The following is a 16,201-nucleotide window of genomic DNA, read 5'->3' on the forward strand; positions in this document are numbered from 1 at the left end:
TGTATTTTTATGATTTAAACCAAGATAAACAATATTCTTTTAAAAATAAAAAGGCAGTTGCTAAAAAACAACTGCCTTACTTTATATTTTATTGCAATAATTAAATATTCAAAGCTTTCTGATAAGCATTTTCCAACCCGTCAAGGTTTTTTCCTCCAGCTGTAGCGAAACCTGGGTTTCCGCCTCCGCCGCCTTGGATTTCTTTTGCTAACTCTTTAATCAATGCCCCTGCCTGATAAATTCCGGCCAAATCATCTGAAACTCCAACGGTAATCATTGGTTTTCCGTCTGCGTCTGATAAGATAATCGTGATCGAAGTTGGGATTTCCTTCTTCAACTGAAAAACGATATCTTTTACTGAACCAGCATCTAAAGAAGTTCTTTTCACTAAAAGTAATTTATCACCTTTTTGCTCATAAGCACCTTTCCAGTCGCCGATTTCGCCTTTTGCTTTCTCTTTTTTGAAGGCTTCAACTTCTGATTTTAGTGCTGAGTTTTCTGAGATTAATTTCTCGATAGATTTTACAACATCTTTAGATTTCAATAATTGAGAAAGCTCAGTAATTTGCTTTTCTAAATTTTTGAAATATTCAGCAGATTGATCTCCAGAGATAGCTTCAATTCTTCTGATTCCCGCTGCTGCAGAACTTTCAGAAACAATTTTGAAATGGCCGATTTCACTGGTATTTTTCACGTGAGTTCCACCGCAAAGTTCCATTGAACTTGCGAATTGGATCATTCTCACATAATCACCATATTTTTCACCGAAAAGTCCGGTTGCTCCTTTATCAAAAGCTTCCTGAATCGGGATATTTCTGAATTCCTGTAAAGCGATGCTTTCTTTGATCTTCTGGTTCACTTTATCTTCAACCAATGTCAATTCTTCCTCCGTCATTTTATTGAAATGAGAGAAGTCAAAACGCAGATAATCCGGACCAACATAAGAACCTTTTTGCTCAACGTGAGTTCCCAAAACTTCTCTTAATGCTTCATGCAACAAGTGGGTTACAGAGTGGTTTGCCTGAGAATTTTTTCTGTCGGTTACATTTACTTTAGCATAGAAAAGGGCACCCGCATCTTTCGGAAGTCCGCTGATTAAAGAAATAATCAAACCGTTTTCCTTTTTAGTATCTAATACTTCGAAGCTTTCCGCAGCATTTTCAATAACTCCTTTATCCCCGATTTGCCCACCACCTTCCGGATAGAAAGGTGATTCGCTCAATACGACCTGATAAAATTCTCCGTCTTTATTTTCTACTTTTCTGTATCTTGTAATATAAGTTTCAGATTCAAGTTGATCGTAACCAACGAAATTTTCGTCTCTTTCTTCCAGCGTTACCCAATCGTAAACTTTCTGAGCAGAATCATCCTGAGAACGTTTTCTTTGGATCTCTCTTTCAGCTTTAAAACCTTCTTCGTCGATTGTTAATCCTTTTTCTTCAGCGATAATTCTCGTTAAATCATCTGGAAAACCATAAGTATCATATAATTCGAAAACTTCTTTTGTTGGTAAAACTTTTTTGTTTTCAGAAATCGTTTGCTGAATTAATTTTTCAACTCGAATTAATCCGTTTTCAATAGTTTTTAAGAAAGATTCTTCTTCGCTTTTAATCACTTCCGTAACCAAAGTTCCCTGTTTCTCCAATTCCGGGAAGAATTTACCCATTTGCTCCTGAAGAACAGCCACCAATTGATAAAGGAATGGCTCTTTCATATCTAAGAATCTGTAAGCGTAAGAAATTCCTCTTCTTAAAATTCTTCTGATGACGTAACCCGCACCTCCGTTGGAAGGTAATTGTCCGTCTGCAATAGCGAAAGAAACCGCTCTGATGTGGTCTACCACTACACGGATGGCAATATCTTTTTCATCTTCTAAAACACCCGTATATTTTTTGCCAGAAAGTTCTTCAACTTTAGCAATTAATGGCGTGAAAACGTCTGTATCATAATTTGAAATTTTGCTTTGAAGTGCCATACAAAGACGCTCGAAGCCCATTCCTGTATCCACGTGTTGTGCAGGAAGTTTTTCCAACGATTTGTCCGCTTTTCTGTTGAATTCCATGAATACCAGGTTCCAGACTTCCACAACTTGTGGATCATCTTGATTTACTCTTGTAATTCCCGGAACTTTTGCTTTTTCTTCTTCAGATCTAAGATCGATGTGGATTTCTGAGCACGGTCCGCATGGTCCGCTTTCACCCATTTCCCAGAAATTATCTTTTTTGTTTCCGTTGATAATTCGGTCTTCAGAAATGTGAGATTTCCAGAAATCGTAAGCATCCTGATCTCTGTCTAAATTTTCAGAAGCATCACCTTCGAAAATCGTAACATATAAATTTTCTTTTGGAATTCCGTATACTTCCGTCAACAATTCCCAGGCAAAAGCAATAGCATCTTTTTTAAAATAATCACCAAAAGACCAGTTTCCCAACATTTCAAACATCGTATGGTGGTAAGTATCTCTACCCACATCATCCAAATCGTTATGTTTACCGGAAACTCTAAGACATTTCTGAGTATCGGCAATTCTTGGGGCGGTAGGCGTTTTGTAGCCCAGGAAAAAATCCTTGAACTGTGCCATTCCGGAGTTATTAAACATTAAGGTAGGGTCGTCTTTCAGCACAATTGGTGCCGAAGGAACGATCAAGTGACCTTTACTTTTAAAATAGTCTAAAAATTTCTGACGTATCTCTTGTGATGTCATAAGTATATATTGCTTTGCTTTTACAATTTTGATAAGATGCAAATTTAAGGTTTTTAAAGGAATATAAAACACATAGTTTTGTTTTAAACTATTTGTAAAATCATTGTTTGGATTTTGTTATTTCAACACAGCCTGAAGGGATGCGAACGTAGTTCAGGAAATCTATTGTTCTCAAGAAGATCAACTTTCATCACCCAGCTTCTGACTTCCTTACTTTTTAGGAGCTATTTCCCGCTTTCCGTTGCAATTCCTCATTACGCGGCTCCACTTCGTTCCGCCGCTTCACTGCGGGATTTTCTCTGCAATCGGGGCTGGGGTTGCAGTCTTTTATTATTACATTAGTATTAACACGACGAAAATTCCCCTTCTTTGAAGGGGTGGATTTTTGCGAAAGCAAAAAGACGGGGTAGTTTAAAATAATATAATTACAACTTTCTGAAACCACCCCGTCCAAAATTTCTTTGAAATTTTCGCCACCCCTCCGGAGGAGGGGAATTTTTTATAGTGGATAATTTTTTTTGCAGTTTATCATTTAACTTTTTATATTCGTTTTAATATTAAATAAAGCCACAAGTAATTTTTTGCAAGATCATTTATGTAAATCTGAGAAATCCGTGGCTAATAAATAATATTAGAGATGACAAAAAACGAAACAATCAAAAACTGGATCAATCAATATTCAGAAGGGTTGCTGAGACGGGCGGTGTATCTGCTTTCGGATAAAACTGAGGCAGAAGATGTGGTTCAGGAGGTTTTTATTGCTGCTTTTTCGTCATATGATTCTTTTGAAGGGAAAAGCGCGCCTCTTACCTGGCTGATGACGATTTTAAACAGAAAGGTTGCCGATTTTTATCGAAAGAAATATAAGTCTGAACCGAATATAAATCTTGATCACTTTTTTGACGAAAACGGTTCGTGGAGAAATGACGATGTTTTGAATAATTGGGACGCTTCCCATAAGGAAACCGAACTTTTAGACAATCAGGATTTTAATAAAACTTTAGAAGAGTGTATCGAAGATTTGCCGTCCAGATGGAAAATTCCCATGAAAATGTATTATCTTGAAGAAAAAAAAGCACCCGAAGTGAGTCAGGAACTGAATATTTCGACGACTAATCTTTGGAAGGTTTTGCAGCGGAGCCGGATGCAGTTGAGAGAATGCCTGGAGATTAACTGGTTTGCAAAGTCATAAATGATTTTAAAAATGTTAAAAAAACTCATCCATATTATATTTTTACCATGCAGTGAAGCTACTTTACTTATGGAAAAGCGCAATGCCGCAACCATTTCTTCTAAAGAGAACTGGAAACTTTCTGTGCACCTGAAAATCTGCAAATGGTGCAGAGCTTACAAAGAAAAACTCGAAATTCTGGATGATATTTTAAAAAGGAAACTTTCTCAGGAAGAAAAAGTTGAAATGAATGATTCTGAAATTGAAGGGTTTAAGGAAAAAGTTTTGAAAAATTTAGATATTTAATAAAAACTTTGTCAGGATTTTGAAATCGTTCCGACTATACTTTTGAAAATAATAAAGTATTAATTCAAAATCAAAAAAAATGGACGGAACTACATCAATCACAAGAAGTCAATTTTCGACGTACAGATTAGGATATTATGTCTCACTTGTCGGGACGGTAATTGTTTTGCTCTGGATCGGGATTTTCAAATTTACCCCTACGGAGGCGCAAGGAATAAAACCTCTTATCGAAAACCATTTTCTCACTTTTTTCGTATATAAATTTACAAGCGTTCAGGCAGTGTCAAATGCTATCGGAGCGATAGAAATTATCATTGCAGTGCTATTACTATTTAGTGTGAAATTTGCATTTCTCAGGAAGTGCACCGGAATCGGGATGATCGGCACTTTTCTCGTTACCCTAAGTTATTTATTTACAACGCCGGGCGTTTGGAAAGTGGTGGATGGAGTTCCCGTAACAGATTTTTTCATCTTGAAAGACCTGATGTTTTTGGGATTTGGTTTAATGATTTTAAATGGAAAAAATGAATACAGATAATAAAAAATTAAAAATGAAAAATATATTAATATTACTCGGAATGTTTCTGGGAATAGCAGTATTCGCAACGAGTTGCGGAGATGCGAAACAAAAATCTACAGATAGTAAAAAAGAAAATGAGACCATTATGGATACTAAAAATGTAAAAGAAGTTTATTTTGCAGGTGGATGTTTTTGGGGAACAGAGCACTTTTTTCAACAAATTCGTGGCGTGGTAGGAACGGAAGTAGGGTATGCCAACGGAAATAAAACCAATCCGACTTATGAAGAGGTAATCAGCCATACCACAGGTTTCGCGGAAACAGTAAAAGTGAAATACGACCCTGAGCAAGTGGATTTAAAACTTCTGGTCGATCTTTATTTTAAAACAATTGACCCAACAAGTTTAAACAAACAGGGAAATGACAGAGGAGATCAATATAGAACAGGAATTTATTCAACCGATAAAGCAACAGAAGCTATTATAAAAGAGGAAGTTCAGAAACTGGCAAAAAATTATAACAAACCGGTTTTAGTAGAAACCATTCCGTTGAAAAATTTCTATAAAGCGGAAGATTATCATCAGGATTATCTGGATAAAAATCCGGGAGGCTATTGCCACATCGAACCAGGATTATTTGAAATGGCAAAAAATGCTAATCCGCTTCCTAAAAAGCAAAATAAAGAAATGAAATATCAAAAACAGGATAAAACAGCGTTAAAAAAAGAATTGACTTCTGAGCAATACCGAGTAACTCAGGAAAATGGTACAGAAAGAGCGTTTCAAAATGAATATTGGGACGAAACAAGAGAAGGAATTTATGTGGATATTACTACAGGAGAACCTTTATTTATTTCAACCGATAAGTTTGAATCAGGTTGTGGATGGCCAAGTTTTTCAAAACCAATCACAAAGAAATTGATTGAAGAAAAACTAGATCGATCTGCCGGAATGACAAGAGTGGAGGTAAGAAGTAAAACAGGAGATGCCCATTTGGGACACGTTTTCAACGACGGACCTGAAGACAAAGGCGGACTTCGTTATTGTATCAATTCCGCATCATTGAAATTTATCCCAAAAGCTGAAATGGAACAGAAAGGGTACGGAGAATATATTTCTCTTTTAGCCAAGAAATAAAGTGTTAAGTGAAAGTGATTGAAGGGCTGCCGAAAGGCAGTCTTTTTCGTTTTCTAAGGTTTTGATATCATTCTAAATGAAGTGTAAAAGCTGTTTATGAATGATGAAATTTCTGCAACTGAAGTTTTTCTTTTATGCTCAACATTGAAATGTTTAAAAGCAATAAAAATCCAAAAATGATATAATATGCTCCTGGAGGAAGTTTAGAAATATTTTCAAAAAATGTTTCGGTATATTTTTTATTAATGAAATCTGAAATTCTACCCATGAAAGTTGGTTCTACTTCAGTATAAATGACATCATAACATAAAAGGCATTCAACTTTTTCTTGAGGAGAATTCTGATTTGGATAATTTATAATGGCAAAAATATGTCCAGTTTTTCCAATGTCAACACCGTAAGTATCTTGTTTGGCAATGTGCATATCATTTAATAAAGAAACAAAATCTCCATAGGTATTATTTTCATCTAGAATAAATTCAATACCGGAGATTTTTTTATTTCCTTTCTGGAACTGCTTTATCTTTGAAACATATACTGCCGAGTTTTCTTTTGCTGTATTAGGTTGAACTTTTATTTGTTCATATTTCCAACTCCTGAATGGTTCTAAAGTCGAGTTTATATTACTTTTATCTTTTTCTAATCTTGCAGGAAGTCCCAAATCAATAACATTATAAATTGTTTGGTCAATAGGTGGATGTACATAATACCAAAACAGAAAAGGAATCAATAAAGCACTTATTAATCCGGGAACATAATATATTTTTTTAAGAGAAATCATTGGATAAAAGTAATGAATAACCTATCCTTTGAATTAAAAATATCCTGTAAATTATAATTTTACCCAATAAATTTAAAAATTTAGTTGTTTATAGTCAATAAAAAAGTGATTCAAAATGAATCACTTACTATTTAAATGTGTTAAATTTTTTAATCTTTCAATTAATGCTACCAATCTCTTTTTTTCAAGATCCAGTAAGAAGCAAAAATAAAGATTCCACACCAAACTAAACAGGCGATTAAACTTTCTGTAGGGTAGTGGAATTCATACTTTGCGCCCAACAATTGTGCTGCTTTCAGTCGCATAATAGGATTGGGAATTAAGCTCGACATACTTTCTAAAGGTAAAATATGACTGAAGAAAAAATCATTTTGAAGAATTTCGTTTCTTTCTACACTTTGCGTTCCGCTAACTTTTGAGAAGACTTCTACCGCAGACAGTATGCTCTCCAAAATCCAGAAAACAAAAAATCCTAGGAATACAAAGACCGATTTTCTCAGTAAAATAGATAAAAACATTAAGAAGCAAAAGAAAGTAAACAGTTTTACAAAATAGTTTCCGATGAAAAACAGCTCTTCCGTTACTTTTGCCGACTCTGTGGTGTTGGAATACTGATATCCTAGAAACATGGTGATCACAAATACAATTAACGTGGAAATGGTCGTGAAAACCCCTATGGTTAAAAGCTTTGAGGTGATAAATTCTTTTCTGCTTAATCCGTCGATAGTATTCTGTTTAAACATTCGGTTGCTAAACTCCTGTGAAATAGAGAAAACAATAATCAATCCCAGGAAAATTTTAAGCAAGGCAACAATCCATGTCGTGAAATTCCAGATTTGTGGGAAATTATAAATTCCTTCTTCTTTCAGATTAACGGTTCCTCCGAAAAGATCAAAATCAACCAATCCAACGAAAAGCAAGGCAATTAAAATGAGGAAATACAGGATTGTGAAAATCTTGAATGGTTTGTAATTCAGATTTTTATAATATTCTAGTTTTAATAGTTTTATCATGATTAGTTTGTGTTTTTTACAAGTTCAAGGAATTGAGATTCTAAAGACAGTTTTTTCTTCGTTAAATGCGATAAATAAATGCCTTTTTCTGCCAGTTTCTGATTTAATGCTGAAGCTGAAATCGAAGCATCGTCACGAATTTGTGCTTTGATCATTTCACCCTCCTGATTGATGGCCGTAAACCATTGCAAGTCTGACAAAGCGTTTAAAAGGGCAGTATTATTATCTGCTTTTAACTCAAAATAACCATTGTTTGAAGTCATTTCGTCCACTCTTCCGCAATAGATAGAATTTCCTTCTTTTAACACAATTACGTGGCTGCATATCTTTTCAATTTCATCCAGTAAATGGCTGGCGATAATTATGGTAATCCCCTTTTTGGCAATATCATTAATGATATCTCGAATTTGTATAATCCCTTCAGGATCAAGACCATTGGTTGGTTCGTCCAAAATAAGAACTTCAGGATTATTCAACAGGGCAGAAGCAATCGCCAAACGTTGTTTCATTCCTAAAGAAAAAGTTTTGAAGGTATCTTTTTTTCTTTCTATAAGCCCAACTGTTGTTAAAACTTCGTCGATTCTTTGGTAAGGAGTTCCCTTTATTTCAGCAACAATTTTAAGGTTGGTTTCGGCACTTAAATAAGGATAGAAATTAGGTTGCTCGATAATAGCTCCGATTTTTTTCAGTGTGTCAGAATCCGTTCCCTTTTTCCCAAACCAGTACCAATCACCGCTTGTCGGGTTAATCGTTGAAAGGAGCATTCCGAAAGTGGTAGATTTTCCGCTTCCGTTCGGGCCCAAAAGTCCGTAGACATTTCCCTTTTCTACATCAAAAGAAATATTGTTGACAACAACTCTCTTGAATTTTTTGGTCAGATTCTTTACTGATAATATTTTTTCCATGTAATTTGTTTTACATAGTAGTAGTCTATATAATTTATAAAATGTTACAAGGGAAAAGTAAAATATAAAAAGTAAGAAGAGCCAAGGAAGATATTGGGATTTTAAATAACGTGAAATTCAAAATATTCCTCTTTAGAAAAACAGTATATTTGATAGAATTAATCGGTCGTTTATGAAGTTAATTGATTTAGCAAAAGAATTAAATGTTTCGGCAGAAGCAATTAAACAATTTATACAGGATTTCGATATTGAACTGGTAGAATGCATCAGTACCAATTTCGAAGTAAAACAGGATTTCGAAAAATTTGCGCGCGAAAATATCGACTTTTTAAGACTTTACGAAAAAGATCTTGATAAGAATAAAACGCTGGAGCAAATCGCGGAAACCATTAATAAACCTAAAGAAAAAGTTGAAGAAGCTATTAAGGAAACCCAACCCAATATCTTTGATAACGGCTATTTCCGTTCATCGATTTCAAGTTATGGAATTGATAATAAATTAGGCGGAAACTACCAATTTGTCTATGATTATTTCGGACATAAAACCAGTTTGAAACATCGTGATTTCATTGGTTACAGAGATTTATTTTTCTATATTTCAAGCGTTTTAGAACCGTTTCTAAATCCTCAGCAGATTAAAGATTGGGGCATTCACAAACCAGCTGGAATTATTTTGTACGGACCTCCGGGAAGCGGCAAAATCTTTTGGGCAAATAAAATTGCGGAGATTATTGGGTATCAATTTAAAGAAGTGAAAAAACATTACCTCGGAACTTCTTTTGTGGATGGAAATAAAACCAATTTCAATGATTTTCTGGTGACCATGATGCAGGACGACAAAGTTTTGCTTTTCCTTGATGATTTTGATGAAGTGATGATGGAAAGAAAAGCGGAAAATAATGTCGCTTCGTGTAATCTTGAAACGCAGGAAATTATTCTTCATTATATCAGTAAATTTGAAAAAGAAGACTTGCTGATGGTGGGTTCTGCGAATTCAGTTTCAGAAATTGATGAAGAGATTTTGGCTCCCGGAAGATTTGATGTGATGATTCCGGTATTTCCACCGAATGCAGCAGAGCGCTCGGAGATCATTCTATATGCAATGACTAAAAATTTGGAGAAAGATTCTTTGCTATTTAAGATTCTGAAAAATAATAAAGCGGATAAAATTCCTTTCTGGAGCGAAATATCTTCACAAATGAAGGTTTTCAGCAATACCATGGTGATTGATTTTACGCAGAGCCTGAAAAAGAGAATTAAAAATCTCTATCAAAAAACAAGAAATGAAAATTTAATTATTGATCAGCAGATTTTAAGCAAAGCCCTAAGAGATGCAGCCGGAAAGCTTACAGAAGAATATCTGGATCAGATTGCCAGATTTTTAAGTGATGCCATTGTAAATAATTTTGATGAATTTCAATATAGAATTCAGGCACTTAAAAAGGAACTGGACAGTTACCGAATTGTTGAAGAACCTCAGCGAAGTATTGGTTTTCAACATAATGGAGAAGATAATAATATCGAGTAATAAAAATATAAAATGAATTTTGATAAGGTTTTAGAAATTAAAAAGTAATTTTGTGAAAAATTAATTTCTATGAAACAAAAATTATTAATCTTATTAATTACATTTCTCAATATTACTGTTTTTTCTCAGATTGCAGTAAATGAAGGTTTTGAAAATAATTCTGTACCTAACGGGTGGGTTTATTCTAGATTTGAGCAATTGAATTCTGCAGGAATAGCCTGTACAGGTACAGGAGCAATTAGTGGGAATGTTTATGGGGTTTCCCTTCCGACATCTGCATCATCTGTAGAGTTTAATTCTAATAATTCTAACGGACAAATTATAAATATTTCATTTAAATATAAGGCAGAAGCTACAAATCCCTCTAATTCAATAGTTACAGGGAATGTTAAGGTTGAATATTCTTTTGATAATGGTTCTACATATTATTTAGTAGGCTCAACAATTAACTTAACCAGCCCTATTAATACATGCACAAATTTTACAGGTACAATCCCTGCTAATACATCTTCATTAAATTCTAATTTAAAATTTAGAATAACAGCTAGGAATGAGAATGCAGGAGATTGGAAATTGATTATTGACGATGTTGTTTTAAGTCAAACTCTATCTTGTGTTGATCCTACTAATACTTCTGTGAGTAATATTCAGACTAATTCAGCAAAAATAAATTGGAGTTCTACATCTATCCCTTCCAATGGATTTGATATATACTATTCTACATCATCTACGTCTCCAACATCTGCAACGGTTCCTTTATTAATAGGAGTACAAGGTACATCTGTTATTCTTAATTCTTTACAACAAGCAACTTATTATTATGTTTGGATTAGATCAAATTGTAGTTCACAGGTAAATCAATGGGTATTAGTTAGTGGTACTGCTTTTAGAACTCTTTGCGGATCATGGGATTTACCATATTTTGAGAACTTCAATTCTATAATACCCGGAGATATGCCAGCCTGTCACTTACGAGAAAATTTAGCAGGTGGAGCTTGGTGGGTATCTGCTATTAAATCCCAAAATTATGGCTCTGGTAATGCAATTGGCATAGGTGATTATGGACGTTGGTTTTTTACTAAAGCATTAAATTTACACGCAGGAGTTACCTATATATTAAAATATAATCGCCCTACAAATAGAATAAACTCTAAAATGAGATTAAAAATTGCTTATGGCTTATCTCAAAATTGGTCTGCAATGACAAATATCCTTAAGCAAGAAACTGTTCCCTATAATGCAGATTCGGGACAGGAAATTTTGTACTTTACGCCTACTCAATCAGCAGTATATTATTTAGGATTTTATGGCTCAAAATCGTCAGATGGCTCTACAACCGGTTTTTCAGATGTACTTTTTCTTGATGACATTAGCTTAAATGTAGCTACAAATTGTAGAACAGTTGAAAATCTATCAGTAAGTTCAATAACGTCGACTTCTGCTACTATAGAATGGGTTGCACCCTCTATCATTCCTTCTCTTGGATATGATGTATATTATAGTACTGATAATGCTTACCCTTCAAATTCTATAGTTCCAAATTACCAAGGAGTAACAAATTTATCTCAAGATTTAAATGCTTTAGAGCCAGGTGAAAAATATTTTGTTTGGGTGAGAAGCAGATGTTCATCTACGGAATTTAGTGATTGGAAAAGAGTGCCTTTTTCGACTGCTTGTTCACCATATGTTGCAACTCCTTATTTAGAAAATTTTGAAAATAGTTTTATTGGTGAACTTCCGAATTGTACGTCTATGGAGTATATTTTGCCACAAGTAGGGTATGAACAAGCGGAAGTTAATTATATTAATAAGGTAGAATGGCCATCAAAAGTTTTTGCTGGAAGTTCTAATTTTAATTTAAATTCTTGGTTTTTTACTAAAGGTATATACTTAGAATCAGGAAGACAATACAAAATGGCTTACTTATATGGGGCAAGCTACTCTTCATCATATACTAATCTTCGACTAAAAGTTGCATTTGGAAATCTTCCAAATTCTGCTTCTATGACAAATATTATTAATGATTATCCAAATAATCTTCCCGCACTTAGTAATTCTGCAGAGCATTTATTCAGTGTATCGACCACAGGGATTTATTATTTTGGTTTTAATGCTATAAAAAATAATTCAAGTGATAACCGCCTTATATTGGATAATATTAGTATCATAGATAATGGTGTATTGGCTGTGAATGATATTGATAGGAAAAATGATATTAGTGTATTTCCTAACCCATTTGATAATAACCTATTTATATCTAATATTACTGATGTTAAATCAATTGAAATAAAAGATGTTTCAGGAAGATTAATAAAAATTTTATCGGTAACTAAAGAAATTCATCTGGATACATTAAACTCAGGAATTTATTTTATATCTCTAAAATATAAAGATGGTTCAACCAAGACATTCAAAACTGTAAAAAAATAATTAAACAACTTTTCGGCTTATCATAAATTAAAAAATCCGTTAAGTAGTTTTAAATAGTAATTACTGTAATTAATCATACAACTTATCATAAAAGATGGACTAGCAAGTAGTTCATCTTTTTTGTAAATATTTCTTATAAGTGAGAAAAATTAGCTTGATATTTGTTTTTTAGTAGTGTTTTTAATAAATTCGTAACGATATTTTTAATTTTGGTTGTAAAATTTATATTATAATTAAATTTTAATGATTTTTATCATGAAAGTAAGAATGTCAATTATTCAAAAACTAATCAACATTAACATATTCAATTTATGAAAAGAAAACTCTTCTCTTTAGGGATTATTCTGACGTTAGCTCAGGTAAATGCGCAAACGTATCAGACATTAACGGTTTCGGGGTTTAATGCAGATGTCATTGCCAATGGCTTAGGGGGGCTTCCAGCTCCACGACAATGAGCCTTGATAAGGATACAGATAATTTTGCCTATTTGTCACGCGATTTTAAAGTAAATTCTTCAGATGCGGATTTAACCTATGGTTTACCGATTGACGGAATTATTACGACTGCCGTGGCAGCCACAAGTGGTTTAACGTTTCAATTGGCTTCGTATTCTACGGACAATTCACTCAGGCTTCCTAATGCGAATGATACAGGAACTTTAACTTTAGCATCGCCTCTCGCTGCAACCAATCTTTATGTGCTTGCTGTAAGCGGAAGCGGGGCGTCTACTGGTGAAATTACTGTGAATTTCCAGGATGGAACGACTCAGGTTTTTGCCAATACAAACTTTCAGGATTGGTACGGAGGAACCAATTTTGCGATTCAGGGAATTGGCAGAATTCATCGTGGAACCAATGCTTTAGACGCAGCCGGCGGAACAAATCCAAGAATTTATCAGATTGCCCTGGCAATTGATACAGCAAATCAAGGGAAGCAGATAACATCTGTTACTTTCAGAAAAACGTCTACGGCAGCTACGGTTATTAATATTTTTGGTATTTCGGCACAGGCTGCACAGCTTTCTGTTTCAGATGTAAAGCAGTCTAAAAATAAATCAATTTATCCAAATCCGTTTTCTGAGCAATTGAATTTTGCTGATATTTCAGAGGTTACATCTATTGATATTTTAGATTTTTCAGGAAAAGTAATTAAAAATAATTTACAGCCAACTTCCAAACTAGATCTTTCCGATTTAGACAAAGGAAATTATATTCTTGTTCTTAAAAACAAAAACGGAACAGTTTCTTCTCAAAAGGTTGTTAAAAAATAAAACAATTCTAAACTTGATTGTTATAATCCTCAAGCCGGCTTCAAGAGCTGGCTTTTTTATTTCCGTCAGTTCGAGTGTTTTTCGAAGAAAAATGAAGAAAAATGTATAGAGAATCCTTGAATCGAGATACAAAATTTCTCTCCTGAAGTGCACTTTTAAGTATTATTCTTTCAAAATTTATTTAAAGCGACAATATTTCTTTAAAAAACATTTAATGTAAAATGAATTGATTGCATGTCCCTGATGAGATTCCTCTAAAATCAACTATTCCTCACTCATAATTTTATCCGTATTTTTGCTGAAAATTAAATATTCGTGATCAACAACGACCAGATAAAAGAAATTCAATCAAGAATTGAAGATCTGTATAAATACCTTCAGATTGAAAAAAAGAAAATAGAAATTGCCAATGACGATGAGAAAACGGCAGCACCTGAGTTTTGGGATAACCCTAAAACGGCTGAGGCATTTTTAAAACTGCTTCGTTCCAAGAAAAAATGGGTGGAGGCGTATGATGAAATCAATACTCAGTTTGAGGATCTGCAGGTGTTGGTGGATTTTGCTAAAGAAGATCCGGATTCTGAAAAAGAATTGGATGAAACTTTTCCTGAATTGGTTGAGAAAATAGAAGACCTTGAGTTTAAAAATATGCTTTCCAATGAAGGTGACGAACTTTCTGCGGTACTTCAAATTACTGCAGGAGCAGGCGGAACCGAAAGTTGCGACTGGGCATCTATGCTGATGAGAATGTATACCATGTGGGCTGAAAAGCAGGGGTATAAAATTCGTGAGCTGAATTTCCAGGAAGGTGATGTTGCCGGAGTAAAGACCGTAACGCTTGAAATAGAGGGTGAATTTGCTTTCGGTTATCTGAGAGGTGAAAATGGGGTTCACCGATTGGTAAGAATTTCTCCTTTCGATTCCAATGCGAAGCGTCATACAAGCTTCGTATCCGTCTATGTCTATCCGTTGGTAGATGATACCATTGAAATTAATATCAATCCTGCCGATATTTCATTTGAAACAATGAGGTCTTCAGGAGCAGGGGGGCAGAATGTGAACAAGGTGGAAACGGCTGTTCGTCTTCGTCACGCACCAACAGGAATTATCATTGAAAACTCAGAATCCCGTTCACAGCTTCAGAATAAGGAAAAAGCGATGCAGTTGCTTCGTTCAAGATTATATGAAATGGAGCTGGAAGAGCGTTTAAAAGCCCGTAACGAGATCGAAGCCAATAAAATGAAGATCGAGTGGGGAAGTCAGATCCGAAACTACGTGATGCATCCTTACAAATTGGTAAAAGATGTACGATCGGGGCATGAAACTTCGGACGTGGATTCGGTAATGAACGGAAATCTTACACCTTTCCTGAAAGCGTTTCTAATGGCGGACGGAACGGCAGTTTCGGACGATGATTTAGACCTGTAAAAATCATGTTTAAATTTCGTTAAATTGTTAGAATTAATTTCGTTTTGACATTTATTAATCCTATTTTTGTCCCATATCAAATTGTATGGAAGATTTCAATAGCTGGAAAGATTTACTAAATCCAGAGTTTTATATAAAATTAGGTGGGTTTTGGCTTATTCTATTTATTATTTTCGCTGAGACAGGCCTCTTCGTAGGATTTTTTTTACCGGGAGACTCACTGCTTTTTGTTTCAGGAATTTATGCTGTTGATATCATCAAAGAAACTTTCGGATCTACAGGAAGTGACTTTTTAGATACATTTATTCTGGCTTCTGCTGTCGCTCTTGCTGCTATTATCGGGAATGAAGTAGGGTACTATTTCGGAAGAAAAACGGGTTCTGCATTATATAAGAAGCAGGATACCATGCTTTTTAAGAAGAAATATCTATATCAGGCACATGATTTTTTTGAGAAAAACGGGGCATTGGCCATTATTATGGCGAGATTTTTACCTGTGGTAAGAACATTTACCCCGATTGTTGCCGGAATTGTAAAGATGGATAAAAAGGCATTCCTTAGAGACAATATTATCGGTGCCATCTTATGGTCGTTCCTATTGATTTTCGCAGGGCATTATCTGGATAAGTTATTCATGGAGCAATTCGGAATCGATCTTAAGAAAAAACTCGAATTGATCATCATCGTTATCGTTTTGGTGACTACCTTGCCGGTGATTCTTAAATTCCTATTCGGAAAAAAACAGGATTTCTCAAAATATGAAAATCATAATTTTGATGAAGAAGAAAATAAATAACATTAATTTATAAACTATACAGTAACCTGCTTTTCGGAGCAGGTTATTTTTTTAGGTAATAGGTTGCGCTTCAATTTTAGCGATGTCATGCTGAGCGCGAAGCAGTCGAATTATCTTTTAAACTGAGTTCGATCGATAAAATATTCTACCAGATCAATAGGGACGGGCTTCAGCACGTCTAAAAGAGATGAAACTCCTAGAGGCTTTAGCCGAA

General features: G+C 34.5%; 14 protein-coding genes. 10 read left to right on the forward strand and 4 right to left on the reverse strand.

Annotation, left to right across the window (positions count from 1 at the left end; all coding sequences use genetic code 11):
- Nucleotides 1-100: 100 nt before the first annotated feature.
- Nucleotides 101-2,704 carry an alanine--tRNA ligase gene (gene alaS, locus VUJ46_RS22175; protein WP_326982827.1) on the reverse strand — a complete coding sequence of 868 codons (2,604 nt, stop codon included), beginning with the start codon at nucleotides 2,702-2,704 and terminating at the stop codon, nucleotides 101-103.
- Nucleotides 2,705-3,341: 637 nt separating this feature from the next.
- On the opposite strand from alaS, the gene VUJ46_RS22180 reads away from it, so the two are divergent.
- From VUJ46_RS22180 to msrB, 4 genes are all read left to right on the forward strand, one after another.
- The gene (locus VUJ46_RS22180) at nucleotides 3,342-3,896 is read left to right on the forward strand and encodes a sigma-70 family RNA polymerase sigma factor (protein WP_326982828.1); all 555 of its coding nucleotides are present in this window, start codon (nucleotides 3,342-3,344) and stop codon (nucleotides 3,894-3,896) included.
- Between the two features lie 12 nt (nucleotides 3,897-3,908).
- Nucleotides 3,909-4,181 carry a hypothetical protein gene (locus VUJ46_RS22185; protein ID WP_326982829.1) on the forward strand — a complete coding sequence of 91 codons (273 nt, stop codon included), beginning with the start codon at nucleotides 3,909-3,911 and terminating at the stop codon, nucleotides 4,179-4,181.
- A 79-nt stretch (nucleotides 4,182-4,260) separates the two neighbouring features.
- Complete coding sequence (locus VUJ46_RS22190; protein ID WP_326982830.1) at nucleotides 4,261-4,719, forward strand: DUF417 family protein; 459 nt, start codon at nucleotides 4,261-4,263, stop codon at nucleotides 4,717-4,719.
- A gap of 13 nt (nucleotides 4,720-4,732) precedes the next feature.
- A complete protein-coding gene (msrB, locus tag VUJ46_RS22195; RefSeq protein ID WP_326982831.1) occupies nucleotides 4,733-5,836 on the forward strand; it encodes a peptide-methionine (R)-S-oxide reductase MsrB in 1,104 nt (367 codons plus the stop codon).
- A 94-nt stretch (nucleotides 5,837-5,930) separates the two neighbouring features.
- Here msrB and VUJ46_RS22200 read toward each other — a convergent pair whose 3' ends face one another.
- The 3 genes from VUJ46_RS22200 to VUJ46_RS22210 all read right to left on the reverse strand — a co-directional run bounded on the left by VUJ46_RS22200 (nucleotide 5,931) and on the right by VUJ46_RS22210 (nucleotide 8,535).
- Nucleotides 5,931-6,617 carry a hypothetical protein gene (locus VUJ46_RS22200; protein ID WP_326982832.1) on the reverse strand — a complete coding sequence of 229 codons (687 nt, stop codon included), beginning with the start codon at nucleotides 6,615-6,617 and terminating at the stop codon, nucleotides 5,931-5,933.
- Between the two features lie 167 nt (nucleotides 6,618-6,784).
- Nucleotides 6,785-7,630 (reverse strand): ABC transporter permease, encoded by an 846-nt coding sequence (locus VUJ46_RS22205; protein WP_326982833.1) that lies wholly within the window; start codon nucleotides 7,628-7,630, stop codon nucleotides 6,785-6,787.
- Nucleotides 7,631-7,632: 2 nt separating this feature from the next.
- A complete protein-coding gene (locus VUJ46_RS22210; protein WP_326982834.1) occupies nucleotides 7,633-8,535 on the reverse strand; it encodes an ABC transporter ATP-binding protein in 903 nt (300 codons plus the stop codon).
- Between the two features lie 172 nt (nucleotides 8,536-8,707).
- Between VUJ46_RS22210 and VUJ46_RS22215 the strand changes: the two genes are divergently transcribed.
- The 6 genes from VUJ46_RS22215 (at nucleotide 8,708) to VUJ46_RS22240 (ending at nucleotide 15,987) form a co-directional block, all read left to right on the forward strand.
- The gene (locus VUJ46_RS22215) at nucleotides 8,708-10,063 is read left to right on the forward strand and encodes an AAA family ATPase (RefSeq protein ID WP_326982835.1); all 1,356 of its coding nucleotides are present in this window, start codon (nucleotides 8,708-8,710) and stop codon (nucleotides 10,061-10,063) included.
- Between the two features lie 69 nt (nucleotides 10,064-10,132).
- Nucleotides 10,133-12,493 carry a fibronectin type III domain-containing protein gene (locus VUJ46_RS22220; RefSeq protein ID WP_326982836.1) on the forward strand — a complete coding sequence of 787 codons (2,361 nt, stop codon included), beginning with the start codon at nucleotides 10,133-10,135 and terminating at the stop codon, nucleotides 12,491-12,493.
- A 311-nt stretch (nucleotides 12,494-12,804) separates the two neighbouring features.
- Nucleotides 12,805-12,948: a hypothetical protein gene (locus VUJ46_RS22225; protein WP_326982837.1), complete on the forward strand. Its 144-nt coding sequence runs from the start codon at nucleotides 12,805-12,807 to the stop codon at nucleotides 12,946-12,948.
- Nucleotides 12,945-13,763: a T9SS type A sorting domain-containing protein gene (locus VUJ46_RS22230; RefSeq protein ID WP_326982838.1), complete on the forward strand. Its 819-nt coding sequence runs from the start codon at nucleotides 12,945-12,947 to the stop codon at nucleotides 13,761-13,763. The genes VUJ46_RS22225 and VUJ46_RS22230 overlap by 4 nt, the downstream gene beginning before the upstream one ends.
- A gap of 315 nt (nucleotides 13,764-14,078) precedes the next feature.
- On the forward strand, nucleotides 14,079-15,191 hold the full coding sequence (prfB, locus tag VUJ46_RS22235; protein ID WP_326982839.1) for a peptide chain release factor 2: 1,113 nt from the start codon (nucleotides 14,079-14,081) through the stop codon (nucleotides 15,189-15,191).
- Nucleotides 15,192-15,276: 85 nt separating this feature from the next.
- A complete protein-coding gene (locus VUJ46_RS22240; protein ID WP_326982840.1) occupies nucleotides 15,277-15,987 on the forward strand; it encodes a DedA family protein in 711 nt (236 codons plus the stop codon).
- Nucleotides 15,988-16,201: the final 214 nt, after the last annotated feature.

This window comes from Chryseobacterium sp. MYb264 (assembly GCF_035974275.1).
GTDB lineage: Bacteria > Bacteroidota > Bacteroidia > Flavobacteriales > Weeksellaceae > Chryseobacterium.